Source organism: Trinickia violacea, from assembly GCF_005280735.1.
Taxonomy (GTDB): domain Bacteria; phylum Pseudomonadota; class Gammaproteobacteria; order Burkholderiales; family Burkholderiaceae; genus Trinickia_A; species Trinickia_A violacea.
Genome location: NZ_CP040077.1, coordinates 4,721,841 through 4,745,708, shown reverse-complemented (window position 1 = coordinate 4,745,708; position 23,868 = coordinate 4,721,841). Strand labels below are relative to the sequence as shown.

The 23,868-nt window shown below is 63.6% G+C and carries 21 protein-coding genes; 11 read left to right on the top strand and 10 right to left on the bottom strand.

Translation table 11 applies throughout. The annotated features are described in order from the left end of the window. Positions 1 to 16: 16 nt before the first annotated feature. From gspF to gspD, 3 genes are read right to left on the bottom strand one after another with little or no spacing between them, the layout of a single operon-like run. Positions 17 to 1,234, bottom strand: coding sequence for a type II secretion system inner membrane protein GspF (gene gspF / locus FAZ95_RS21765; protein WP_137334336.1), 1,218 nt, complete (start codon positions 1,232 to 1,234; stop codon positions 17 to 19). Between the two features lie 4 nt (positions 1,235 to 1,238). Further along, entirely contained in the window at positions 1,239 to 2,735 is a 1,497-nt protein-coding gene (gene gspE, locus FAZ95_RS21760) for a type II secretion system ATPase GspE (RefSeq protein WP_137334335.1), read from the bottom strand. Beyond that, complete coding sequence (gspD, locus tag FAZ95_RS21755; RefSeq protein ID WP_137334334.1) at positions 2,732 to 5,125, bottom strand: type II secretion system secretin GspD; 2,394 nt, start codon at positions 5,123 to 5,125, stop codon at positions 2,732 to 2,734. The genes gspE and gspD overlap by 4 nt, the downstream gene beginning before the upstream one ends. A gap of 481 nt (positions 5,126 to 5,606) precedes the next feature. On the opposite strand from gspD, the gene FAZ95_RS21750 reads away from it, so the two are divergent. Together FAZ95_RS21750 and zigA are read left to right on the top strand one after the other, a co-directional pair. Further along, positions 5,607 to 6,053 carry a lytic transglycosylase domain-containing protein gene (locus FAZ95_RS21750; RefSeq protein ID WP_137334333.1) on the top strand — a complete coding sequence of 149 codons (447 nt, stop codon included), beginning with the start codon at positions 5,607 to 5,609 and terminating at the stop codon, positions 6,051 to 6,053. Between the two features lie 173 nt (positions 6,054 to 6,226). Then, complete coding sequence (gene zigA / locus FAZ95_RS21745; protein ID WP_137334332.1) at positions 6,227 to 7,489, top strand: zinc metallochaperone GTPase ZigA; 1,263 nt, start codon at positions 6,227 to 6,229, stop codon at positions 7,487 to 7,489. A gap of 68 nt (positions 7,490 to 7,557) precedes the next feature. Here zigA and FAZ95_RS21740 read toward each other — a convergent pair whose 3' ends face one another. Further along, entirely contained in the window at positions 7,558 to 7,836 is a 279-nt protein-coding gene (locus FAZ95_RS21740) for an HU family DNA-binding protein (protein WP_091999833.1), read from the bottom strand. A gap of 494 nt (positions 7,837 to 8,330) precedes the next feature. On the opposite strand from FAZ95_RS21740, the gene mnmC reads away from it, so the two are divergent. From mnmC to FAZ95_RS21705, 7 genes are all read left to right on the top strand, one after another. Then, positions 8,331 to 10,298: a bifunctional tRNA (5-methylaminomethyl-2-thiouridine)(34)-methyltransferase MnmC2/FAD-dependent 5-carboxymethylaminomethyl-2-thiouridine(34) oxidoreductase MnmC1 gene (mnmC, locus tag FAZ95_RS21735; protein ID WP_137334331.1), complete on the top strand. Its 1,968-nt coding sequence runs from the start codon at positions 8,331 to 8,333 to the stop codon at positions 10,296 to 10,298. Positions 10,299 to 11,076: 778 nt separating this feature from the next. Next, positions 11,077 to 12,282, top strand: coding sequence for a cation:proton antiporter (locus tag FAZ95_RS21730; RefSeq protein WP_137334330.1), 1,206 nt, complete (start codon positions 11,077 to 11,079; stop codon positions 12,280 to 12,282). 20 nt (positions 12,283 to 12,302) lie between these two features. Next, a complete protein-coding gene (locus tag FAZ95_RS21725; RefSeq protein ID WP_137334329.1) occupies positions 12,303 to 13,418 on the top strand; it encodes a YbdK family carboxylate-amine ligase in 1,116 nt (371 codons plus the stop codon). Positions 13,419 to 14,052: 634 nt separating this feature from the next. Further along, positions 14,053 to 14,697, top strand: a complete 645-nt coding sequence (locus tag FAZ95_RS21720; protein ID WP_137334328.1) for a MarR family winged helix-turn-helix transcriptional regulator — start codon at positions 14,053 to 14,055, stop codon at positions 14,695 to 14,697. Between the two features lie 116 nt (positions 14,698 to 14,813). Beyond that, entirely contained in the window at positions 14,814 to 15,521 is a 708-nt protein-coding gene (locus FAZ95_RS21715; RefSeq protein ID WP_254699761.1) for a glutamine amidotransferase, read from the top strand. Positions 15,522 to 15,611: 90 nt separating this feature from the next. Further along, entirely contained in the window at positions 15,612 to 16,724 is a 1,113-nt protein-coding gene (locus FAZ95_RS21710; protein ID WP_137334326.1) for an NADH:flavin oxidoreductase/NADH oxidase, read from the top strand. Between the two features lie 225 nt (positions 16,725 to 16,949). Beyond that, positions 16,950 to 17,441 carry an SET domain-containing protein gene (locus FAZ95_RS21705; protein ID WP_137334325.1) on the top strand — a complete coding sequence of 164 codons (492 nt, stop codon included), beginning with the start codon at positions 16,950 to 16,952 and terminating at the stop codon, positions 17,439 to 17,441. Between the two features lie 15 nt (positions 17,442 to 17,456). On the opposite strand, the gene FAZ95_RS21700 is transcribed toward FAZ95_RS21705, so the two are convergent. Together FAZ95_RS21700 and FAZ95_RS21695 are read right to left on the bottom strand one after the other, a co-directional pair. Continuing rightward, positions 17,457 to 18,953, bottom strand: coding sequence for a sensor histidine kinase (locus tag FAZ95_RS21700; protein WP_137334324.1), 1,497 nt, complete (start codon positions 18,951 to 18,953; stop codon positions 17,457 to 17,459). Positions 18,954 to 19,072: 119 nt separating this feature from the next. Next, positions 19,073 to 19,759, bottom strand: coding sequence for a response regulator transcription factor (locus tag FAZ95_RS21695; protein ID WP_136897575.1), 687 nt, complete (start codon positions 19,757 to 19,759; stop codon positions 19,073 to 19,075). 126 nt (positions 19,760 to 19,885) lie between these two features. Between FAZ95_RS21695 and FAZ95_RS21690 the strand changes: the two genes are divergently transcribed. Continuing rightward, complete coding sequence (locus tag FAZ95_RS21690; RefSeq protein WP_137334323.1) at positions 19,886 to 20,110, top strand: DUF3717 domain-containing protein; 225 nt, start codon at positions 19,886 to 19,888, stop codon at positions 20,108 to 20,110. A 68-nt stretch (positions 20,111 to 20,178) separates the two neighbouring features. On the opposite strand, the gene FAZ95_RS21685 is transcribed toward FAZ95_RS21690, so the two are convergent. Together FAZ95_RS21685 and phhA are read right to left on the bottom strand one after the other, a co-directional pair. Continuing rightward, positions 20,179 to 20,484, bottom strand: coding sequence for a 4a-hydroxytetrahydrobiopterin dehydratase (locus FAZ95_RS21685; RefSeq protein ID WP_137334322.1), 306 nt, complete (start codon positions 20,482 to 20,484; stop codon positions 20,179 to 20,181). A 122-nt stretch (positions 20,485 to 20,606) separates the two neighbouring features. After that, on the bottom strand, positions 20,607 to 21,497 hold the full coding sequence (phhA, locus tag FAZ95_RS21680; RefSeq protein WP_217497414.1) for a phenylalanine 4-monooxygenase: 891 nt from the start codon (positions 21,495 to 21,497) through the stop codon (positions 20,607 to 20,609). 136 nt (positions 21,498 to 21,633) lie between these two features. On the opposite strand from phhA, the gene FAZ95_RS21675 reads away from it, so the two are divergent. Then, positions 21,634 to 22,125: an Lrp/AsnC family transcriptional regulator gene (locus FAZ95_RS21675; protein ID WP_175425665.1), complete on the top strand. Its 492-nt coding sequence runs from the start codon at positions 21,634 to 21,636 to the stop codon at positions 22,123 to 22,125. Positions 22,126 to 22,211: 86 nt separating this feature from the next. Here the strand turns inward: FAZ95_RS21675 and FAZ95_RS21670 are convergent, their stop codons facing one another. Next, positions 22,212 to 22,745: a class IV adenylate cyclase gene (locus tag FAZ95_RS21670; protein ID WP_137334319.1), complete on the bottom strand. Its 534-nt coding sequence runs from the start codon at positions 22,743 to 22,745 to the stop codon at positions 22,212 to 22,214. Between the two features lie 132 nt (positions 22,746 to 22,877). Beyond that, on the bottom strand, positions 22,878 to 23,777 hold the full coding sequence (locus FAZ95_RS21665; protein WP_137334318.1) for a LysR family transcriptional regulator: 900 nt from the start codon (positions 23,775 to 23,777) through the stop codon (positions 22,878 to 22,880). Between the last annotated feature and the right edge of the window lie 91 nt (positions 23,778 to 23,868).

Sequence of the window (23,868 nt, the reverse complement as noted above, 5' to 3'; positions counted from 1 at the left end):
CGTACCTGCCCGTCTACTACTGCACCATATTGTTCAGATCGATGATCGGCAGCATCACGGCCAACACGATCACGAGCACCACACCGCCCATCGCCAGAATCAAGAGCGGCTCCAAAAGGCTGGTCAAGAACATCGTCCGGCGCTCGAGCTCGCGTGCTTCGCCTTCGGACGCGCGGTCCAGCATCGTCGTCACGTCGCCGGTCGCCTCGCCCGAGCGGATCAGGTGCACGAGCACCGGCGGAAACGTCTTTGTATTGCCGAGTGCGCGCGAGAGCGACGTGCCCTCGCGCACGCGCACGATTGCATCGTCGATATTGCCGCGCATTGCGCGGTTGCTGAGCGTTTCGCCGGCCGCCTGCAGCGCGCGCAGAATCGGCACGCCCGCCGCGGTCAAAATGGCGAGCGTGCTCGCGAAGCGCACCGTGTTGTAGCCGCGCACGAGCTTGCCGGCGAGCGGCGCGGTGAGCAGCCACCGGTCGAACGCGAGGCGCGGCCCGGGTTGCTTGAGAATGCCGCGCACCACGTAGACCACCACCACCACGGCAATCAGGATCGCCCACCACCAGTGCCGCACGAAATCCGAGAGCGCCATCATCAGCACCGTGAGAATCGGCAGCTTCTGCTTCGTGCTCGCGAACACGTTGACCACCTGCGGCACGACGTAGCTCAGCAGGAAGGTCACGATGCCGAACGCGATGATCGTGACGATCGTCGGATACGTGAACGCGAGAACGATCTTCTGCTTGAGCGCATTGCGCTGCTCGATGTAGTCGGCCAAGCGCGACAGCACGAGGCCGAGCCTGCCGGTATGTTCGCCGGCGGCGACGAGCGCGCGGTAGATGTCGGGAAAATCCTTCGGATGCTGCGCGAGCGCATTCGCGAGCGAATGCCCGCCGAGCACTTCGGCGCGGATCGCAGCCATCAGTTCGCGAATGTAGTCGCGTTCGGCCTGCTCGGTGAGCACCGCGAGCGCTTCGTCGAGGGGCAGACCCGCGATCAGCAGGCTCGCGAGCTGCCGCGTCAGGATCGCCTGCTCGCGCTGCGAAAGCTTGCGGCCCAGCGAGAGGCGCTGGCTGCGCTCGCCGCGCGTGCGCGTCGCGGCCGGCTCGACGACGAGCGGCGTCAGACCCTGCGTGCGCAGCTGACCGCGCGCGCCGCGCGCGCTGTCGGCGTCGAGGACGCCCTTCTGCGCCTTGCCTGCGGCGTCGATCGCTTCAAAACGGAATGCCGGCATGACGTCACGCTCCGCCAGTCACGCGTATCACTTCCTCGAGCGACGTAAGGCCGGACGCGAGCCAGCGATCGCCGTCCTCACGCAGCGTACGCATGCCTTGCGCACGGCCGGCCTCGAGGATCTCGGCGTCCGCCGCATTGCGGTGGATCATCGTGCGGATCGTGTCGTCGATCAGCAGCAGCTCGTAGACGCCGCGCCGCCCCGCATAGCCCGACTGCCCGCACTTGTCGCAGCCGACCGGGTGCCAGTGCGTATGACCGTTCTCGACGCGCTCTTCCTTGCAGACCGGACACAGCCGCCGCACGAGCCGCTGCGCGAGCACGCCGAGCAGCGACGACGCGAGCAGATACGGCTCGACGCCCATGTCGGTGAGACGCGTGACGGCGGAAGCCGCATCGTTCGTGTGCAGCGTCGCGAGCACGAGGTGGCCCGTGAGCGACGCCTGCACGGCGATCTGCGCGGTCTCGAGGTCGCGGATTTCGCCGATCATGATGATGTCCGGGTCCTGGCGCAGGATCGAGCGCAAGGCGCGCGCGAAGGTCATCCCGATCCGCTCGTTGACCTGCGTCTGGCCGATGCCGGCGAGGTCGTATTCGATCGGGTCTTCGACCGTCATGATGTTGGTCGTCGCCGTTTCGAGCCGCGACATCGACGCATAAAGCGTCGTCGTCTTGCCCGAGCCCGTCGGCCCCGTGACGAGCACGATGCCGTGCGGACGCGAAATCAGCTTGTCGAATTTCCCGAGCGTGTCGGTCGCCATGCCGAGCGCTTCGAGATTCAGGCGCTGCGAATCCTTTTCGAGCAGACGCAGGACCGCGCGCTCGCCGTGTCCGGTCGGCAGCGTCGAAACGCGCACGTCGACGGGCCGCCCGCCCACGCGCAGCGTGATGCGGCCGTCCTGCGGCAAGCGTTTCTCGGCGATGTCGAGCTGCGCCATGATCTTGATCCGCGAGATCAGCGCGCCGTGCAGCGCCTTCTTCGGACGCACGACGTCGCGCAGCGTCCCGTCGACGCGAAAGCGCACCACCGATGCATTTTCGAACGGCTCGATGTGAATATCCGATGCCTGCTCGCGCGCCGCCTGCGTGAGCAGTGCGTTGATCATGCGGATGATCGGCGCGTCGTCTTCGGATTCGAGCAGGTCTTCGACTTCGGGGATGTCCTGCATCAAGCGCGACAAGTCGACTTCGCCTTCCACTTCGCCGACCACCTGCGCGGCGCTGCCGTCGCTGCGTGCATACGCTTGGTTGATCGCTTGCGAGAGATCGTCGGCGGACAGCCGCACCACTTTCAGCGCGCCGAAATTGCGCGCGACTTCAGCCAGCGCTGCATCGCTCGTGCGTTCGCTGATCCAGACTTCGAGGCCGTCCGCGTGCTGATGCGCGACGAGAATCTGGCCGGTCTTCGCAAAGCCATACGGCACGAGCCGGGCGGCAAGTTGCGAAGGCGGCTGGCGTTCACCCGGCGCGCCTTCGTGGGCGGACGCGAGCGTGTCGATCACTGCGATGCTCCCGGCGCGGCCGTCCCCGGCTGTTGCGGCGCCTGTTGTTGCGGAACGCTCTGCGGTTGCGCTGTCGGAGGCTGCGCGACCGGGAGCTGCTGCATTTGCGGTTGCTGCTGCGGGACGCTTTGTGGCTGCGCGACCGGGGCCGGCTGCTCCGGTGCGGGCGCCTGTTGCCGGCTCACTTGCCTGAGATCGAACAGGTTCGTCACCGCACCACCCTGGTTCGGGCCCTGCGGCATCGGCGGCACAACCGGATCATCCTTGTCGCGCATCACGTTATTGTCGGAGCGATACGCGCCCGTCACGCCCTGGATGTAATCGTAGCGGTTTTCGGTGACCGCCTGCGCGGTTGCGTTGTCGGCGATGATCACGGGACGCAGGAACACCATCAGGTTAGTCTTCTGGCGTTGCTTGGTTTCCGATCGAAACAGCTGACCGATCCACGGAATGTCGCCCAAGAGCGGCACCTTGCTGTTCGACACCTGATAGTTGTCCTGCATCAAGCCGCCGAGCACCAGGACCTCGCCGTTGTCCGCGAGAATCGTCGACTGGATCGAGCGCTTGTTGAATGTCGGGCCCGTCGGGTTCGTGGTCGCGTTCTGAGTGCCACTGACGATCGACGAGTCTTCCGTATAGATCTGCAGCTTCAGGATCCCGCCGTCGGTGATCTGCGGCTTCACGTGCAGCGTCAGGCCGACGTCGACGCGGTCGACCGTGTTGAACGCGCTACTCGGCGTGGAGCTGGTCAAGTTCGAGTACGAACCCGTCGTGATCGGCACGTTCTGGCCGACCACAATCTTCGCGTCTTCGTTGTCGAGCGTGATCAGGTTAGGCGTCGACAGCACGTTCGCGTCGCTGACGCCGGCGAAGTACTGCAACAGTGCGCCGAGACCTTGCACGCCAAATAGGTTGTGAAGCCACCCGATGTTCAGGCCCTGGGTGAGCGTGTTCGCCAGCGACCCCACCCCGCCACCGTTCGCTACGGGCGCGGCCAGCCCCGCCGTCACGCCGAGGATGTTCGAACTGGTCACACCGCCCGCGGTGCTCGAAAGGTTGGTACCCGCGAGGAGATTGCCGCTCGCCACCTGCCACTGGATGCCGAGGTTGCCCGCCGTCGTCGAATTGAGCTCGACGATCAGCGCTTCGATATAGACCTGCGCGCGTCGCGCGTCGAGCTGATCGATCACGGCGCGCAAGTTGCGATAGACAGGGTCGGACGCGGTGATGATGAGCGAGTTGGTCGCCGCATCGGCCTGGATCATGCCGCCGGGCTGGTTTTCTTCCTCGTTGCCTTGCTTTTCGAAGGAACCGCCGGCGCTCGAACCACCACCGTATGAGGAGCCACCGCCGAGCGTGCTGCTGCCGCTCGACAAGCCGCCGCCCATCGAAGACGGCAGCGGCGGCGTACCCGACGTTCCGATCGAGGTCGAGCTGCCGCCGCCCGATGTGCCGAACGAGCCGCCTTGGTTGAACGCATTCGCGCTGTTCGACTCGGCCGACGCCCCCCCGCCGCCCTTGCCCAACATGCCGCGCAGCGTCTTCGCGAGCTGCACGGCATTGGCATTGCGCAGCGGCACGACGTGCATGTTGCCGGGCTGGGAGCTCGGCGCGTCGAGCTTTTGGGCAATCGACTTCGCGGCGGCTAGCCGCGCGGCGTTCGTCGCGCGCAGCAACAGCGAATTGGTGCGCGGGTCGGCCTGGACGGAAACTTTGAGCGTCGCATCGGTGCTGCCGATCGAGCCCGGGTCGAGCATCTTCGAGAGCTGCTGCGCCAGGTCGATCGCGTTCGCGTTCTTGAGCGGCACCACGGCGACCTGCTGGCCGGCCGCGCTGTCGACGCCCGCGATGATCGACGCAATACGCCGCACGTTGTCGGCGTAATCGGTGACGACAAGCGTGTTGTTGGCCGGATAAGCTGCGATCGTGTTGTTCGGCGAAATGAGCGGGCGCAGCACCGGCAGCAGATTGTTAGCCGACTCGTTATGCAGCTCGAATACTTGCGTGATGATCTGGTCGCCGCGCGCCTGCGGGCTGTTGCCGACATAGGTCGGCACGCCCTGCAGCTTCGCGTCGGCTTCGGGCACGACTTTCAGGACGCCATGGTCCTGCACGAGCGCAAAGCCCTGCATGCGCAACGCCGATTGCAGCGTCTTCAGTGCCTGTTCTTCCGGCACCGGATTCTCTGAAACGAGGTTGAGCTGACCCTTGACGCGCGGGTCGACGATGATCGTTTTGCCCGTCGCGGCGCCGATCGCTTTCGCCACCTGATCGATATCGGCGTTGACGAAGTTGAGCGTTACTTGCGCGTATGCGGTGCTTGCGGCTACGAGTCCAGCCACCAGCAGCGCCGAGGCGATGCGACGCAATGCCATACGATTTCTAGTCATGGAAAGTGAGGTCGATGCCGGAAGCGGCCACTTCCGGCTGTCATGCACAGCGGGCGCGTTCGCGGCGGCGGAAAGCCCGCCAACCCGCGCGCGTCTTGGAAGGCCCGGTAAGCAGGACATCCATCCGCCATTCCTGAAGTCGGAACATTAGCAGCTTTTCGTGTCTGTATCGTCACAAAGGATGGAGGTTCGCTTCGCTTTTCCAAAAAAATTTCGCGTCGATGTAAGTTTTCGAAAGTTCGTATACCGACAATACGTATTGAAGCAACGACTGCAGCTTGTCCGCATACAGCTGGTTTATGTCCGTTAGCCAACTTTGCCTAGATTGCGGCGGCCGGTATCATACGGGCACCCAAGTAAACAATGTTATTAGCAAGATGGGGTTTTCCCGATATTGCAAGTGCACCAGTAACAGAATTGGTGTTGATCTATATTTAATTGCTCCGATTACCTGGCATCTGTTATTTAGCCAACCTCACCGATGAAAATAGCCTTTCTGATTCTTTCCGCAGCACTCGGCGCTTGCCTCGCAAGCTCACCGGCGCGCGCGGACTGCTTCGACGAAGCAGCCAAGTATCAGAAGGTGAATCCATTGATCCTCCGCGCGATCGCCTGGCAGGAATCGCATAATCGGCCCGAAGCGCTGCACAAGAATGCCAACGGCTCGACTGACTACGGCCTCATGCAGATCAACTCGATTCATCTGCCCACGCTCGCGCAGTACGGCATCTCGAGCGGCACGCTGATGGAACCCTGCAAGAACGTCTACATCGCCGCGTGGCACCTGCGCCAGAAAATGAACAAGTACGGCAACACCTGGCAGGCAGTCGGCGCCTACCATTCCGAGACGCCGTCGCTGCGCGACAAGTACGCACGCCAGATCGCCGACATCCTCACCCAGTGGAAGCTGCTGCAGGCGCAACGCTGACGCCGCGCTCGTCTCGAGCGCTCCGCAGTTTGAGCCGCGAGCGGCTATCCCACCCCTCTCCGTATCGGACGAATCGCTGACGTTTGATGCACAATGCGGGCATCATGCGCCCGGCCGGCGGCCCAACTGGTTTGATACGCCGCGCCGCTTCTCCCTTTCATGTGTCTACTGCGATGAACCAGCCGCCACTGCCCGTCACCGTGCTGTCCGGTTTTCTCGGCGCGGGCAAAACCACGCTCCTGAACCATATCCTCGCGAATCGCGCGGGCCTGCGGGTCGCGGTGATCGTCAACGATCTCGCCGCCGTCAATATCGATGCGACGCTCGTGCGCGATGCCGCGTCGCTATCGCATGTCGAGGAGCAGCTCGTCGAGATGTCGAACGGCTGCATCTGCTGCACGCTGCGCGACGACCTGCTGACCGAAATCCGCCGCCTCGCCGGCGAGCAGCGTTTCGACGCCATCCTGATCGAATCGACCGGCATCGCCGAGCCGATGCCGATCGCCGAGACCTTCACCTTCGTCGACGACGACGGCGTGTCGCTCTCCGACGTCGCGCGCCTCGATACGATGGTGACCGTCGTCGATGCCTTCAACTTCCTGCGCGACTACGCTTGCGCGGACGCGCTCGCCGAACGCGGTCTCGCCGCGACCGAGGAGGACGACCGCACGCTCGTCGAACTCCTGATCGAGCAGATCGAGTTTTGCGACGTGCTCGTCGTCAACAAGGCCGATCTCGTCAGCGCAGACGATCTCGCTCGCCTGCAGCACATCCTCGCGCGCATCAATCCGCGCGCCGCGCAAGTCGTAAGCCGCTTCGGCGATGTGCCGCTCGATGCCGTGCTCGACACGAAGCGCTTCGACTTCGACGAGGCGTCGAACGCGCCGGGCTGGCTGCAGTCACTCGAGCATGAACACGATCACAGCGGCGAAGCCGACGAATACGGCATCGGCAACTTCGTTTATCGCGCACGCCGGCCGTTTCATCCGGCGCGTTTGTGGGCGCTGTTGCACGAAGAATGGCAAGGCGTGCTGCGCAGCAAGGGCTTCTTCTGGCTCGCGACGCGCAACGACGTCGCGGGTTCGCTGTCGCAGGCGGGCGGCGCCTGCCGGCATGGTCCGGCAGGCTACTGGTGGGCGGCGCAAGACAAGAGCGAATGGCCGCAAGATGACGAACTTGCCGAGGAAATCGCTGCCGATTGGCACGGCGATCCGGACGACACTATGATCGGCGACCGCCGCCAGGAACTGGTGATGATCGGCATCGGGCTCGATGTGAAGGCGTGGCGCGAGAAGTTCGACGCGTGCCTCCTGACCGACGACGAATTCGCGCAAGGCCCGCACGCGTGGTCGCACTTCCCCGACCCCTTCCCCGCCTGGGATCTCGATGCCCACGACGACGAATCCGGCGATGCCGAAATCGTGCATCGACATTGAAACCCACGAACGCCCAGGCGAAAAAAAACCCGCCATGGGCGGGTGTCAACAACCAGGCAGCTGAGTGCTTAGCGCTTGTTGACGGCGTCCTTGAACGCCTTGCCAGCCGTGAACTTGACAGTCTTCGCGGCCGGGATCTTGATGGTCTCGCCGGTCTTCGGGTTGCGGCCGGTACGTGCTGCGCGCTTGCCCGAGCCGAAGCTGCCGAAGCCGATCAGTTGAACCGCGTCGCCCTTCGAGACTGACTTCTTGATCACTTCGAGCAGCGTGTCCAGCGTTTCGCCGGTTTGAGCCTTGCTGGCGCCCGTCTGAGCAGCGACGGCGTCGATCAGTTCCTGTTTGTTCATTAAGGTTCCTTTCTCAGGTTAAGGTGATACGAACAGCGCGAACGCGCCGATTATACGTGCGCGGGCTTTGCCGTCGAGCCCTTGCCGCCGAGCGCGCCGACTACCGCCGCGCTCGACGTCGTCACACGACGGCCAAGCTTTCCGCTTTGCCCTGCGGCGCTTGCTATGATAGCGCAGCGCAAACCCAATAACGGCAAGGCTTTCAAAGAATTTAGCCTCTCAATGCCTTGTCGCTGCTGGGTTTCGCGCGATTGAGCCCGCGCGAATCGGACATGCTAAGCGAGTTGACGGGTCGCCGCATAGAGGCGTTGGTTTTTGCCAACGCTCCGCAAACGCCCGCCAGACGGGGCGTTGCGGCATTTCCGCCGAGCGCTCAAGACCGTTTTCGGACGATTTGCCCAAGCCTCGGCAAGCGCGATTTCGCCGTACCGAGGGGGCATGTTTCGCGTGCCCGGCGTTTTTCCCAAGACCCGCAGCCGCCTTCTCTCATCCGCATGACCGACCCGCTCATCCCCGCCACACTTGCGTTTCGCGACGACGGCACGCTGTTCTCCCCGGCCTACGACGACATTTATCACAGTGCTGTCGGCGCACTCGCGCAAGCGCATCACGTGTTCATCGCGGGCAATGGACTGCCGCAGCGCTGGCGTGAGCGGCGCGTCTTCACGATCGTCGAGACAGGCTTCGGAGCCGGCGGCAACTTCCTCGCGACCTGGGCCGCATGGCGTGCCGACCCGACGCGTTGCGAGCGGCTGCACTTCGTGTCGATCGAAAAACATCCGTTTTCACAGCTGGATTTGCGTGCAGTTCACGGCCGGATCGTTGCAGATGCAACCATATCGCCGCTTGCGCAGCAGCTTGGCGATGCATGGCCGATGCTCGTGCCCGGCATGCACCGGCTCGAATTCGAAGGCGGGCGCGTGACCTTAACGCTCGCATTCGGCGACGCGCTCGAGCTCCTGCCGAAACTGTGGCTGCGCGCCGATGCTTTCTATCTAGACGGATTCTCGCCGGCGAAGAATCCGGACATGTGGTCGCTTCCGGTCTTCAAGTCGCTTGCACGTCTAGCCGGGGATGGCGCGACGTTCGCCACTTATACGAGCGCCGGCGACGTCAAGCGCTCGCTCGAACAGGCCGGTTTCAGCTACAAGAAAGTGGAAGGCTTCGGCTGGAAACGGGCAATGCTGGTCGGGGAATTTGCGCCTCGCTGGCGCGTACGGCGTCATGAGCCGCCGATGCCGCTTACCGTCGGCGAGCGGCATGCGATCGTGATCGGCGCTGGCCTTGCCGGTTGCTCGCTGACCGAGCGGTTGGCCGCGCGCGGTTGGCGCATCAGTTTGATCGACCGGCACGCGGCCGCCGCGCGCGAAGCATCGGGCAATCCGGCTGGTGTATTCCACCCGCTGATTTCACGCGACGACAGCGTCGCCTCGCGCATCACACGTGCAGGTTTTCTCTATGCACTAAGACGCTGGAGCGCGCTCGAACAACGCGGCTACGCATTCCAGCGCAGCACACTCGGCCTTTTGCATCTCGCCATCGATGCAGACGAAACGCGTGCGATGACCGACGCCATCATCTCGCTCGGCTATCCGGCGGACTTCGTCACGCCGGCTTCGCAGACGGACGCACAAGCGCTCGCGAACGTTGCGCTAACCGGCGGTGGCTGGCTCTATCCGCGCGGCGGGTCGCTCGATCCTGGCGCGCTGTGCCAAGCGCAATGCGAAGCAGCCGGCGACTTGCTCACGCGGCACTTCGGCGTGGAGGTGCAGCGCATCGAACGCGTTGACGATCGATGGTGCGTCATCGATGCGGCAGGCCGGCCGGTTGCGTCCGCGTCCGTGGTGATCTTCGCGAACGCCTGCGATGCCGCGCGCGTCGCGGGACTTCACCAAGCTCCGACGCGCATCGTGCGCGGCCAACTGACGCTGTTGCCCGCAGGCGTCGCCTCTGACTTGCGCGTGCCGTTGATCGGCGAGGGCTATGCCGTGCCGCTCGCCCACGGCATCACGCTGACCGGCGCGACATACGAAGTCGACGATGCCGATCGCGCCATGCGCGCACCGGGCCATCTAGAAAATCTCGAACGGCTTGCGCAACTGATGCCGGATGTTGCCGACGAACTCACGGCGACTGACCCGGGCATGCTCGAAGGACGCGTCGCGTTTCGCTGCGTCACCAGCGATCGTTTGCCGATGGCCGGCGCGCTGGCCGACGAAGGCGCAGCGTCGCGCGACGCGGCGGCCCTGCGCGGCGCATGGCCGCTCGACCTGCCGCGCGCCGACGGTCTCTATGGCGCCTTCGCCTACGGTTCGCGCGGCCTTGTCTGGGCGACGCTTGCCGCTGAGTTGATCGCCTCGCAGATCGAAGGCGAGCCTTGGCCGATCGAACGGGATCTGGCCGAAAGCATCGACCCCGCGCGCTATCTATTGCGCGCGCTGCGTCACGGCGCACTCGATTGAGCGAAAAAGTTATCCACCCGACGCTGTGGATAACCTAGCGAAAGTCACGCGAAATTCGTGTGGACGCGATGTGCACGTATACGGGGTAAGTCGGCGGTCCGGCGAAACGGCAAAAAGTTACTCAACCTTGCCCGTCGCCGGCGCACATGCTCCGCATTCGGTTATGCGTTCGGTAAACGTCTGATTTGGATTGGGAATGGGGAGTTATCCACAGAAAAGTGGTGCCTTTGTTAACTTCTACTACGTATACATACGGTAAACCAGTAAACCAAGACACCTGAACCGCCCGGGCTGCGTATACCTCGAAACGCATCAAAGCATCTGAGGCAGACAAACCGAAGCGGAAATCCAATCCGCATATCGCCCGAATCGGTCGATTCTTCCGTCATGTCTGAAGTTAAGCCTCGTTTTTACCGAAATTGAAGCGAATTAGCGTGGATTCGTGCCGTACACGGGTTTGCTGTGGCACAATCCGGCTTCTTCCCGTATCGGTGGCGGACATCGCACCGATGCTTCGACGGAACGGTGCGCCCGCTTCGGAATCTGATCCATCATCAAGACGGCAGCAGTTCAACGCGTCTTGCCGAATGCAACACCTTGCACACTGGCTGCGTGCCAGGGTCCGTCCAACGCACCCGCCGTGCCGGCGCATCCGTTTCAGCTTTCATTCGAACATCGACCACTCGCGTTGCGAGTCAGAACACAGCGGCCTCTCAGGCTGGCTGGTCGTGACGTGGCCATGCGCCGCTCGGTTGTTTGCAAAGGAGAAGCCACAACGATGAAATCGGCGTTTTCATTCTTTCCCGTTTGGCCGCTCGTGCCCGACGCCATCTTTTGGGCGGGCCTCGCGATGCTCGCCGCGGGTTTGCTCGGCGAACTCTGCTATCGGGCCTGGCATTTGCCGCGTATCTCGGGCTACGGCGTGATCGGACTGATCGCCGGTGCCGCGGGCTTGGGCGTGATCGATGCGAGCACCGGAGGCACGTCGCGCCTGTTGCTCGACGTCGCGCTCGGCTTGCTGCTGTTCGAGCTCGGCGGCCGGCTCGACTTGCGGTGGATCCGCCGCAATCCCTGGCTCATCGCCTCGAGCCTCGCGGAAGCCACGCTGACTTTCATCCTCGTGTTCGTCGTGTTGATGTTCCTGCGCGTGCCGGTGATCGTCGCGGTCGTGCTCGCGTCGATCGCCATGGCGACGTCGCCCGCCATGGTGATTCAGCTGAAGACCGAGCTGCGCGCCGAAGGGCAGGTGACGCAACGTCTCCTGACGCTTACCGCGCTCAACAGCATGTACGCCGTCGTCATCGAGAAGCTCGTATCGGGCTGGGTGCATCAGGAAACGTATGGCAACGTCTTCGCGACGATCGTTCAGCCGCTCTATCTGCTCGTCGGCTCGCTGATTCTCGCGTTCTTGCTCGCGCGCGCTTGTACCTTCCTGTATCGGCGCTTCAATTTGCAGGATGAGCATTCGTTCGTCGCGCTGTTCGGGCTCGTGCTGCTCGCGATCGCGATTGCGCATCTGTTCAGGCTCTCGACGATCCTGAGCCTGCTGGCCGCCGGCATCATCGTGAAGAATCTGGTAGCGAAGCCGCAGTTGTGGCCGCAGCATTTCGGCACGGCGGGGTGGCTGCTCACCGTCATCTTGTTCGTGCTGACGCTGACGTCGTTCGAATGGCAGGACATCGCGCTTGGCGGCATCGCGGCGATTGGACTGATCGTCGCGCGGTTCGTCGCGAAGCTCGTCGGCGTGCTCGCGTTCGCCAAGCCGAGCGGGCTCAACTGGAAGCAGGGCGCCGCGCTCGGCTTGTCGCTCTCGCCGATGTCGGCGCTTGCCTATTTGCTCGTCCAAGATACTTACGACCTGTTCCCGAAGTTCGATCCGATGCTGAGCGCGGTCGTCATGTGCTCGATCGTGGTGTTGCAGATCGTGGGTCCGTGGCTCGTATATCGCAGCCTGACGCTCGTCGGCGAACGCCGCGACATTTGATTTGAATTGCAGAGGACGCCATGTCGCTCGAAGCCTTCATCAACTCCAAGCCTTTCACATTCGGCGTGGAGCTCGAGATCCAGGTCGTCAACACGCACGACTATGATCTGACCAAAGCCGCGTCGGATCTGATGCGGATCGTCAAGGACGAGAAAATCCCGGGCAACATCACGCCCGAAATCACCGAAAGCATGATCGAGCTGTCGACGGGCATCTGCACGTCGCACGAACAGGCCGTGGCCGATCTGCGCAAGATCCGCGACACGCTCGTCGCGGCGGCCGATCACCTGAACGTCGGCCTGTGCGGCGGCGGCACGCACGCGTTCCAGCAATGGAGCGAGCGGCAGATTTTCGATACGCCACGCTTTCAGTACCTTTCCGAGCTTTACGGATATCTCGCGAAACAGTTCACGGTGTTCGGGCAGCACGTGCATATCGGCTGCCCGGACCCGGACAGCGCGCTTTTCATGCTGCATTCGATGTCGCGCTTCATTCCGCATTTCATCGCGTTGTCGGCCTCGTCGCCCTACGTGCAAGGCGTGGACACCGGTTTTCATTCGGCACGCCTGAATTCCGTGTTCGCGTTTCCGCTTTCGGGCCGCGCGCCGTTCGTGCTGACCTGGGACAGCTTCGAGGAATATTTCTCGAAGATGGTCAAAACGGGCGTCGTCAACAGCATGAAGGACTTCTACTGGGACATCCGGCCAAAGCCCGGTTTCGGCACGATCGAGGTGCGCGTGATGGATACACCGCTGTCCGTCGATCGCGCCGCGGCGATCGCGTGCTACATCCAGACGCTCGCGCGCCATCTGCTGCTCGACAAGCCTGTGACGCCGAAAGAGGACGATTACCTCGTCTATACGTTCAACCGGTTCGAGGCATGCCGCTTCGGTCTGGCGGGCATGTGCATCAATCCGCAGACGGGCGAGCGCCGTTCGATTTCCGAGGACATTCTCGAAACGCTGGATGCGATCGCGCCGCATGCCGAGGTGCTCGGCTCGAAGGCGGCGCTCACCGAGGTTGCTGCCATTGCGCGCGGGCAAGTCAACGACGCGACCTGGCTGCGCGGCGTATTCGACAAGGAAAAGTCGCTGCACGAAGCCGTCCGGCAGCAGTGCTTGCAGTGGCGCGGCTAGAGGCAGCGCCGAGGGCGAAGCAAGCTGCCCGGCAGTTTTAAGGAACTGCATCAGGTTTTTTCGCTTCCGCGTATACCACCGGCAGCCGTTCCTTTAGGTTTTCTTAAAGTTTACGTATACAAACGTAGTAATAGTTAACAAGGGCCGTGCCCGTCTGTGGAAAACCCGAGAATTCGGCGTAAACTCAACGGGCTGCGTAAACGATAACCTCGTGGGCGAAGCGTGTGGTTGCGGCCTGACGGCGGGATAACTTCGGTAACGTTTACGTCGCACTATGACGTTATCAAGAAATCACGCACAATGAGTCCCAGCAGTTGTCCCAAGGTTATCCACAACATTCACTGAATAACTTAGCTGTACGATTCTCCGCTCTCGAATAGAATGACGGTTTTGCTACGGCGTGAAGTCATGCGGATGACTCGACGATCGGGTATAACGCATGGCGCATCGCCGAAGAGCGCGGCGCCCCTGAAAGAGCGGTTTTTTGAAGCTCACGCAGCGCGAAATTTTTGAGATAGTAGAATCGGCCCGCCCGCGAGAAAACCGCGGCGAGCCGCCCCACGGCAGGCCGTAGGCGCGAGGCGTCACGCGGCCGACTAAGCAGCGGTACGCTGTCAATAGCGAACGAAAGACTATGAGCGAAGGTGTATACGGAGAGCAAGCAACCGGGCGCGTGACGCACAGCCTGTTACGGTTGAGCACGGCCATGCGCAGCCAGGCATGGGAGTGGGCCGAAGGCGCCGGCCTGACGCCGACGCAGGGCGAGATCCTCGTCTTGCTGATGCAGCGCAAGGGTCCGATGCGCTTGGGCGAGATCGCGCGCGAGACGGCATTGACGGCCGCGACGACGAGCGATGCGGTCAGCACGCTCGAAACCAAGGGCCTCGTCGAAAAGCGCCGTGCGCTCGACGACGGCCGCGCACTGGCCGTGCGCCTGACGGCTCGCGGCCGTACCGCGGCCAAGCGCGCGCTGCAGTGGCCGGACTTCCTGTCCGAAGCGATCGGCACGCTGCGCGACGAAGAGCAGGCCGTGTTCTATCGCACGCTGCTGAAGATGATTCGCCAGCTGCAAGTGCAGGGCGACATTCCGCAGCACCGGATGTGCGTGACTTGCACGCACTTCGAGCCGAGCAAGAATCCGAAGAAGACGCCGCATCGCTGCAAGCTGCTCGAGCTGTCGTTTGCCGACACGGACTTGCGTCTCGATTGTTCGGTCCACGAAGAAGCCGACGTCGGCACGCAGAAAAAGACCTGGAAGATTTTCGCGCAGCAAGGCTGATGGCGCTTGTGCACAGACAGGCCGGTCGCGTACCGGCTGTCTGGCTTTCGGCGCCGTCTCTCGAATTCTCGTCCGAACTCGTCGCGGGGAGCTGAGCCTTGAGGAATCGCGAAGCGTTGGCTATTCGCCATGTGTACTTCGAGGATTTAGGGACTCTCGAACGCGTGCTGGGCGAGCGCGGCGTGGCGCTGCGCTATCTGGACGTCGGCCTGGCGTGCCTCGATGCGCCGGACCCGGCCGCGGCAACGCTGACCGTGGTGCTCGGCGGGCCGATCAGCGCGTTTGACGACGCTGCCTACCCGACACTCAGGCCGATTCTTTCCCTGCTCGAAAAACGCATCGCCGCCGGGCTTCCGACGCTCGGAATTTGCCTCGGCGCGCAACTGATCGCGCGCGTGCTCGGGGCGCGCGTCTATCCGGCGGCTACCAAGGAGCTCGGCTGGAGCCCGCTCAGGCTGACTGCCGCGGGACAGGCTTCGCCGCTGCGCCATCTCGACGGCGCGCATACCTCGATGTTCCATTGGCACGGCGACACCTTCGACCTTCCGGCCGGCGCCACGCATCTTGCCTCCACGCCGGCTTGCGAAAACCAGGTGTTTTCGTGGGGCGATCACGTGCTCGGGTTTCAATGCCATCCGGAGATTCGCGCCGAACGGTTCGAGCCCTGGCTTATCGGCAATGCGGGAGACATCGCCGCGACGCCGGGTGTCGACGCACAGCAATTGCGTGCCGACACGGTCCGTTTCGGCCCTGCGCTCGAGATCGCCGCGCGCAAGACCTTCGATGAATGGCTCGACACGGCAGGCGCGGCGAAGCGTAAATAGGCGCTGCGTCGCCCGTCTGCAAGCATAAAACCCGCGTGCTATCCTCGGGCGCTTCCCTGTCGCATCGGGCGAATCCCGTCGGAGATTTCCATGGCCGCGTTGTTTTCTCCGCTCACGCTGCGCAGCGTGACGCTTCCGAACCGCATCGTTGTCTCCCCGATGTGCCAGTACTCCGCCGAACGCGGCGAGGCGACCGCATGGCACATGATCCATCTCGGTCATCTCGCGCTGTCGGGCGCGGGGATGTTGTGCATCGAAGCGACGGCCGTCGAGCCTGACGGGCGCATCACGCCGGGCTGTCTCGGCTTGTGGGACGACGTGACCGAACGCGCGCTCGTGCCGGTGCTCGCGGCCATTCGCAAGCACTCGAAGATTCCCGTCGCAATGCAGCTCTCGCACGCCGGGCGTAAGGCATCGAGCCATGTGCCGTGGGATGGCGGCCAACTGATTCCGGTGGCGGAGGGCGGCTGGATGACGCACGCGCCATCGGCGATTGCCCACAAGCCCGACGAGCTGCCCCCGCTCGCGCTCGATACCGCCGGCCTCAATCGTATCCGCGAAGCCTTCGCCGCCACGGCCCGGCGCGCCGCGCGTCTCGGCATCGACGTGCTCGAAGTGCACGGCGCGCACGGCTATTTGCTGCACCAGTTTCTCTCGCCGCTCGCGAATCACCGCACCGACGAATACGGCGGCTCGCGCGAAAACCGCATGCGCTTTCCGCTCGAGATCTTCGAGATCGTGCGCGCTGCGTTTCCGGCCGACAAGCCGGTCGGCGTCCGCGTGTCGGCGACGGATTGGGTCGACGGCGGCTGGACGCTCGACGATACGATCGCGTTTGCGCACGAACTGAAAAAGCGCGGCTGCGATTGGATCGATACGTCGTCGGGCGGCGTGTCGCCTCTGCAGAAGATTCCGCTGAGCCCCGGCTATCAAGTGCCGTTTGCCGAAGCCGTCAAGAAGGAGACCGGCATCACGACGATCGCCGTCGGCCTCATTACCGATCCGGCGCATGCGAACGAGTTGATCGAATCGGGCAAGGCCGATTGCGTCGCGATGGCGCGCGCGATGCTATACGACCCGCGCTGGCCGTGGCATGCCGCCGCGCAGCTCGGTGCGACGGTCGAGGCGCCGCCGCAATACTGGCGTTCGCAGCCGCGCGATCAGAAGGCCTTGTTCGGCGATATTTCGTTCGGGCAACGTTGACGCTCAGTCTCGTATTGGGCCGCGCTCGCAGGTAGCGGCGCACGAGGTTGAATTAAGCCGTCTCGACCGTGTACGATGCCGGTTGTGACGCGCTCGCGTCGCACGTTCACGCGGCGCCCGCTCGGCGCCGCGTTTTCTATGTCGATCTTGAAAATGTCCCACGCGCTCACGCGCGGCACATGCCGGCCGGCGGTGGCCGGTTGCAGTTTTACAAAGGATTCGTCGATGAGTTCACGCAGGACGGTCGTGCGCCAATCGGGTGTGCACGGCAAGGGCGTGTTCGCCGTGGAGCCGATCAAGGCCGGCGAACGTTTGCTGGAATACAAGGGTGAACGGATCACGTGGAAGGAGGCGCTGCGACGGCATCCGCACAACCCCGATGAGCCGAATCACACCTTTTACTTCGCGCTCGAAGACGGCCGTGTGATCGACGGCAAAGTGAACGGCAACAGCGCGCGCTGGATCAACCATTCGTGCGCGCCGAACTGCGAAGCGGAAGAGGTGGACGGACGCGTGTTCATCCACGCGCTGCGCAACATCGATGCGGAGGAAGAGCTGTTCTACGACTACGGTCTCGTGATCGATGCGCGTCAGACGAAAAAGCTCAAGCGCGAGTATGAATGCCGCTGCGGCGCGCGCAAGTGCCGCGGTACGATGCTCGCTTCGACGCAAGAGAAGGACAAAGAGCAAGAAAAGAAGCGCAAGAAGAAAGACTAGCTTCGAGCCAAGGCTTCACAGATCGATCGGCGCATGTTGCGCCGATTTTCTTTTTGCAGACGCCGTATCGTCCGCGCGCGCGGACGCGACGAGCGGCACACGCAGGATAAAGCGCGCCCCGCCTTCGGGCGCGTCGGCATACTGCACGCTGCCGCCGTGCAAGACCATGATGTCGTGGACGATCGCGAGCCCGAGGCCCGCACCGGCATCGACGCCACCTCCGACCATGTTTTGCCCATCGCCGCGGAAAAAGCGCTTGAAGAGATCGGCTTGCTGATTGCCGGGCACGCCCGAGCCGTTGTCTTCGACGATGATTTCAGCGTACGCGATGGCGTCGATCGCCACCTGCGCGACGCTGACGGTGATCCGCCCGCCATCCAGCCGTGCCGGCGGGACGTACTTCAACGCGTTGTCCAACAGATTCGCGATCACCTCGCGCAGCAAGACGGGATTGCCGCGCACGACGAGCGGGCTGTCGTTCGCCGGATCGTCGAGGCGCTGGAAGCCGAGGTCTACGTGCACCGCAAGCGCGCGCGGCACCCATTCCGCGCCGGTTTCGAACGCGAGTGCGGCGAGGTCGACTTCAACGAAGCGCGCGGCCTGCGCGCCCGGTTCCGCCCGTGCGAGCGACAGAAGCTGGTTCGACAGGCGCACGGCGCGATCGGCGGCGGCGCGCAGCTCGCACACGGCGGCGAGCGTCTGCGCCGGGTCGCGTGCGTTCGCGGCCTGTTCCGCATGCAGCTTCACGGCGGTAAGCGGCGTACGCAGTTGGTGCGCGGCGTCGGCGATGAATTTACGCTGTCCGTCGAGCGCGGTCTTCAGGCGTTCGAGCAGGGCGTTCAGCGCACTGGTCAACGGCCGGATCTCGACCGGCACGTAGGTCTCGTCGACGGGTTCGAGCGACGTGTGCGTCTGCCGGTTGAGCGAGTCGGCGAGATCCGTCAGCGGATTGAGCTGCTGATTGACCACGCGCCAGACGATGACCCAGCCCGCAAGCAGCAACAGCAACAGCGGCATCATGATTGCGACGAGAAACTCGGCGGCGATCCGGAAACGATGCCGCACCGGCTGTGCCACTTCGACGATCATCGGATTGCCGCCGGCTTGATTCACGCGAACCTGCGCGACCCGCACGCTCACGCCCTGATGCTGCGCCTCGAACGCGTATGCGTAGTGCATGCGCCGCACGTTCGAGCCGAACAGCGGCAGCTTTGGGTCGCCGGCGATTTCGTTTTCGCCGTCGCTGATCCGGTAGATCAAGTTCTCGGTCGGGTCGGAGAACATGGCCTGCGCGAGCGGCGGGACGGTGATCGGCGCGTCGGGACCGGCGATCTGGATCTGCTTCGAGATCGCGGTGGCGAGATCGGCGAGCGAGCGATCGATGACGTGCTGCGTGTATTGCCACGCGAGCCAATACGCGATCAGGCCGCTCATCAGCGCGAGCAGCGACAGCGGGGCGGCTAAGCGCCGCAGCAGCGAGCGGCGCAGGCTATTCGCGGCGGCGTGGGGCATGGTCCGAGTGCTAAGTAGAAAACCCCGGAGGGCGCTGTGACTCGCGACAGCGCCGCGCATCGAATACGCGGCGCCAGTGCGGGCCAAGGCTCAATCCGGGGTTATAGCGGTCTGCCGGCTCAGGAAGCCTGGCGGATTTCCTGCAGCAGATACCCGAAGCCGCGCACCGTGACGATTTCGACGCGGCAGTTTTCGAGTTTCTTGCGTACGCGATGCACGTAGACTTCGATCGCGGTGTCGCCGAGATCGCCGCCGAAGTGCGTCAGGTGATCTTGCAGCTGGGCCTTGCTCACCACGCGGCCATGGCGCAGCAGCAGCATCTCGAGCACCGCGAATTCGCGCGGCGACAGTTCGAGCGGCTTGTCGTCGTTGAAGATGCGGCGATCGACGCCCGACAGGCGCACACCGCCCAACGACACTTCCGGACGCGGCATGTCGCTGTGCGGGCCGCTGCGGCGCATCACCGCGCGGATGCGGGCTTCGAGCTCGGCCGGCTCGAACGGCTTGAGCATGTAGTCGTCGGCGCCGGAATTGAGGCCCTGAACGCGGTCGTTCAACTCGTCGCGCGCGGTCAGCACGATCACGGGCGTGTGGCGGTTGCTCTGGCGGAAGCGCGACAGGAGCGTCATGCCGTCGATGCCCGGCAGGCCGAGATCGAGAATCACCAGCTCGTGGCGGTTTTGCGTGAGGGCTTGTTCAGCAAAGATGCCGTCGTGGACCATGTCGACGGTGAAGCCGGCTTGCTCAAGACTGCTTTGAATACCGCGCGCGATGGGGCGGTCATCTTCGATCAGAAGGAGTCGCATGGATTTCGCTCAAGTACAATGGGTTAGGCCTTTGGAGCACGCGGTTCGCCGGTGCGCCGTCTCTGCAGCGAGCACGCCGCCGCGCGTCGGTTTCGAGCAGGCGGCCAAGGAACGATCTCAAAAATCATGTCCGATATTACGATCAACGAACTAGAAGCCGCGATCAATTTCTGGCGCACCCGTTCGCCTTCGAGCGGCGATGAACTCAGTTTATGCAAAGAGGCAAGCGCGCTTTCCAAGCCGTATGCGCTGCTGATTGTACAGCGTCAGACCACTCTCTCGCCGGAAGGTTTGGAACCGATTGCACGCGAGGCGTGGGAATCTTACGTGCGCCTTAAGAATGGCCTATAGAAAGCGTCGATTCGACCCCGAATTACCTGCAAATCGCTTTCACGGCGGCGTGCGATGCGGCGCGTTTCTCATGCGCGCTGCATCGATTTCGCGACGTCGTCGATAAAGCGCGCGAGCGCCACGTCCCGTTCGGTGAGACCGTTCGCCTCGTGCGTCGACAGCGTGATTTCCACCGTGTGGTAGACGTTGAACCATTCCGGGTGGTGATTCATCTCCTGCGCCTTGATCGCCACGCGCGTCATGAAGCCGAACGCTTCGTTGAAATCGGCGAACTTGAATTGACGATGGATCGCGTCGCGGCCCGGCACAGCCTGCCAGCCGTGCAGTTGCGCGAGTTGAGTGGAACGTTCTTCGGAAGTCAGCTTGTGGATCATTTCGTCACCTCTATGGGCTTGGATTGCGCGCGGACGCTCTCAGACGTCCCACAACCGTCCAAGCATTTTTTCACAGATGGCAGGCGCCTGCAGGGGCGTGGATGGCGCGGGCGGGCCGTGCCTCAGATGTCGCCGTCGCTCTTCCAGCCTTCCTGCGTGCCGCGGGTGATCACGCGATCGGTGGCGAGCACGTCGCCCGCCGCGAGCGCGGGGGCATCGGCGAGCTTGGCCAGGAGCGGCGCGAAGTCGGTGCGCGCAACGTCGAACAGCTGCTCGAAGTCGTCGATGACGAAGTAGGTCTTTTGAAACGTGTCGATGCGATAGCGCGTGCACATCACGCGCTCGAGGTCGAACGCGAGCCGGTTAGGCGCGGCGCTTTGCTGGCTGTAGATCGTTTCCCCTCGGCTCGAGACGATGCCCGCGCCGTAGATCTGCACCCCGTTGGGACTGTCCGAAGCGCGGATCAGGCCGAATTCCACCGTGTACCAGTAGAGCCGCGCGAGTAGCGGCAGGGCGCCGGCGTCGCTTGCCGCGAGCGCGGCCCGGCCATAGGCGTGCATGTAGTCGGCGAAGATCGGCTGGATCAGGAGCGGCACGTGGCCGAACAGGTCGTGGAAGCAATCGGGTTCTTGCAGATAGTCGAGCTGGTCCGGGCGGCGCATCCACCAGGTGACGGGAAAGCGGCGGTTCGCCAGATGTTCGAAGAACACGCGGTCCGGCACGAGGCCGGGCACCGCGACGATTTCCCAGCCCGTCGCCGGTTTCAACTGGCGGTTGATCGATTCGAACGAGGGAACGGATTGCGCCGACACATTCAGCCGCGCCACGCCTTCGAGAAACGCGTCGCACACGCGGCCTTCGAGCAGCGCCGTTTGCCGCCTATAAAGCTGGCGCCACACCGCGTGGTCGGCGGCTGAGTAGCGGTCGATCGGCTGGTCGATGGTGAAGTCGGCGCGGGTTTCGAGGCCGGCTTCGAATTGTTCTTTGAGTTTGGCGGTGACGGCGGCGGACATGGTCTTGCTGCATTCGTGAAATCGGGTGCATGCAAGTGTAGTGCGGGGTGTTCGCGGAAAGGGCGCAATCGAAGCGTATTATCGCTTCAATATGCAATAATCACGCGTTATTTTCGAATTCATGCGGGAAATGCTCATGGTGGAACTCGATCACTTCGATTTGGCGCTGCTGGACGTGCTCCAGCGCTTCGGACGCGCCACGCATCAACAGCTTGGCGAGCAGGTTCCGCTATCGCCATCGCAGATCGGGCGGCGGCTGCAGCGGCTCGAGGCGGATGGGGTGATCGACGGCTATCGGGTCGTGCTGCGGCCCGAAAAGCTCGGGCTCGGCGTCACGGCGTTCACGAGCCTCAAGCTCAAGCATCACGGCGATTCGATCATTGAGCAGTTCCAGCAGCAGATCGACGTGCTGCCCGAAGTGCTCGAATGCCATGCGGTAGTTGGCGACGCCGACTATCTGCTGCGTATCGTCGCGCCGGATTTGAACGCGCTGTCGTCGTTCGTGATGAAGAAACTGATGCGGGTGCCGGGTGTCGACAGCGTGCGCTCGAACATCGTCCTCACCACGTTCAAGCGCAATGGGCCATTGCCGCTCGGCCATCTGTCGCCGGGGGCGGGCACGGCATAGTTGGCTGCGGGGATGGTTCTGGATACAAGAAGGGATGCGTCGACGGCGCGTTGCTGCGTGCGCCGCCAGCGCATTGATATGAACACTCAAGCCGCTTCGTCCGCCTTCGCCGGATTGAGCAAATCGACGTAAGCGACCGCGACGAGATCCGACTTCGCCACGCCGAGCTTCGCAAACACCTCGTGCGCTTCGGCTTCGCCGCCTTCCTCGTCGTCATCGGGCGCGAGCACCACTTCGAGCTCGACGAAATCGCCCAGCCCGTCGACGCGGTCCAAATGGATGCGCGTGCGTCCCGCCAAATACACGTGGCGTTCTTTCGTGACGATGCCGCGCGTCGTGAGCGCAGTGGCGAGCAGCGAGTGCATCGCTTCGGGGTTGGTGACCGGGCTCCTCGTGTAGTACGACGCCTTCGGACCGTCGCGATCGTCGCGCTGATAGAAGATCAGCTCGGCCGGCGTGCCGTCGTCGAATTGGCGCAGCTTCAGGCGCCCGCGCGGCACGTCGTAGAAGAAGTCCTGCTGGCGGAAGATCAGCGGAGCCTCGGACGCAAGTTCGGCGGCGCGTTCGCGCAGTTGTTCGAACTGCTGGGCGCGGGCTTTGATTTCGATGTTGCGTGCCATCTGAGGCTCCTGTCGAGAAGGGGGAGGAGAACAACGCGAGGGGGACGCGCGAAGCGCGAACCACGAATCTAGCAAATATTGCCGATGCCCGTCTTGTCAGCGGGTGTCGGCCGCCTCATTCATCAGCGCTGCTCATATCGCCCATTGCCGCTCGATGAGCTTGAACGCCGCGGCGATCGCCGGCTCGTCCTGGCGCTCGGCGAGCGTGACGAACGTGAGCTGGGTCGGCACCGTGACGCCTTCGACGATCGTCAGCGCATGTGCGTGCGCCTCGGCGATCGCGATCGAATCGCGCGCGAGCGTGAGTCCGACGCCCGATTTGACAAGGTCGAGCATCGACGGCTCCTGATCCACTTCCGCGACCTTGACCGGCGTCACGCCCGCTGCGGCGAAACGCCGCGACAGCAGCCGGTGATGCGCGGACGCGGGCGGCGTCCAGATCCACGGCAGCGCGGCGAGCGCGCGCCAGTCGCGGGCACGGCTCACGCGGTCCTTCCAGCCGGCCGGTGCGAGCACGCGGTATTGAAAGCGGATGAGCGTGGCGGAGCGAAAGAGATCGTGGTCGCGGGCGTCGTCTTCGGCGGGGTCGCCGATGTAGTAGCCGACATCGAGCTCGCGCGAGCGGATCTGATCGAGCACCCAGCCGGACATGCCGTGCCTCAAAGCGGTCTCCATCTGGGGATAGGTTTCCACCAGTTGTCTGAGGAAACCGCCGAGCCGCAAGAATTCGGGATCGAGGATCGTGCCGATGCGCAGACGCCCGCGCACTTCCTGGCGCAGCGTCGCCGCTGCGCGCTCGACGTCGCCGGCGGCCGCGAGCGCGCGCTCGGCGTGCGGCAGGAGCGCCTGGCCGTCGCGCGTGAGCGCGAGCCCATGCGACGTGCGCGAAAACAGCGCCACGCCCAGCGCTTCCTGCAGATTCTTGATTTGCAGACTGACGGCCGGCTGCGACAGGTGCAGCTGCGCGGCGGCGCGCGTCAGGTTGCCGGTGCGCGCGACCGTCACGAAGGCGCGGAGCAGTATCAGGTCCATCCGCTGATATTAGCGCGCCTTATATTGCAATTGAGCATTACTCATTGGATTTCGCAGCGCGATGCCGCGTACGCTTGGGCTCAAACGCATC

Excerpts from the sequence above, each read along its gene's own strand:
- FAZ95_RS21670 (WP_137334319.1), bottom strand. The coding sequence starts at position 22,745 with ATGGCACGCAACATCGAAATCAAAGCCCGCGCCCAGCAGTTCGAACAA.
- FAZ95_RS21705 (WP_137334325.1), top strand. The coding sequence starts at position 16,950 with ATGAGTTCACGCAGGACGGTCGTGCGCCAATCGGGTGTGCACGGCAAG.
- FAZ95_RS21690 (WP_137334323.1), top strand. The coding sequence starts at position 19,886 with ATGTCCGATATTACGATCAACGAACTAGAAGCCGCGATCAATTTCTGG.
- FAZ95_RS21730 (WP_137334330.1), top strand. The coding sequence starts at position 11,077 with ATGAAATCGGCGTTTTCATTCTTTCCCGTTTGGCCGCTCGTGCCCGAC.
- FAZ95_RS21740 (WP_091999833.1), bottom strand. The coding sequence starts at position 7,836 with ATGAACAAACAGGAACTGATCGACGCCGTCGCTGCTCAGACGGGCGCC.
- FAZ95_RS21700 (WP_137334324.1), bottom strand. The coding sequence starts at position 18,953 with ATGCCCCACGCCGCCGCGAATAGCCTGCGCCGCTCGCTGCTGCGGCGC.
- FAZ95_RS21725 (WP_137334329.1), top strand. The coding sequence starts at position 12,303 with ATGTCGCTCGAAGCCTTCATCAACTCCAAGCCTTTCACATTCGGCGTG.
- FAZ95_RS21685 (WP_137334322.1), bottom strand. The coding sequence starts at position 20,484 with ATGATCCACAAGCTGACTTCCGAAGAACGTTCCACTCAACTCGCGCAA.
- FAZ95_RS21665 (WP_137334318.1), bottom strand. The coding sequence starts at position 23,777 with ATGGACCTGATACTGCTCCGCGCCTTCGTGACGGTCGCGCGCACCGGC.
- FAZ95_RS21720 (WP_137334328.1), top strand. The coding sequence starts at position 14,053 with ATGAGCGAAGGTGTATACGGAGAGCAAGCAACCGGGCGCGTGACGCAC.
- FAZ95_RS21675 (WP_175425665.1), top strand. The coding sequence starts at position 21,634 with ATGGTGGAACTCGATCACTTCGATTTGGCGCTGCTGGACGTGCTCCAG.
- FAZ95_RS21750 (WP_137334333.1), top strand. The coding sequence starts at position 5,607 with ATGAAAATAGCCTTTCTGATTCTTTCCGCAGCACTCGGCGCTTGCCTC.
- phhA (WP_217497414.1), bottom strand. The coding sequence starts at position 21,497 with ATGTCCGCCGCCGTCACCGCCAAACTCAAAGAACAATTCGAAGCCGGC.
- FAZ95_RS21710 (WP_137334326.1), top strand. The coding sequence starts at position 15,612 with ATGGCCGCGTTGTTTTCTCCGCTCACGCTGCGCAGCGTGACGCTTCCG.
- mnmC (WP_137334331.1), top strand. The coding sequence starts at position 8,331 with ATGACCGACCCGCTCATCCCCGCCACACTTGCGTTTCGCGACGACGGC.
- gspF (WP_137334336.1), bottom strand. The coding sequence starts at position 1,234 with ATGCCGGCATTCCGTTTTGAAGCGATCGACGCCGCAGGCAAGGCGCAG.
- FAZ95_RS21695 (WP_136897575.1), bottom strand. The coding sequence starts at position 19,759 with ATGCGACTCCTTCTGATCGAAGATGACCGCCCCATCGCGCGCGGTATT.
- zigA (WP_137334332.1), top strand. The coding sequence starts at position 6,227 with ATGAACCAGCCGCCACTGCCCGTCACCGTGCTGTCCGGTTTTCTCGGC.
- gspD (WP_137334334.1), bottom strand. The coding sequence starts at position 5,125 with ATGACTAGAAATCGTATGGCATTGCGTCGCATCGCCTCGGCGCTGCTG.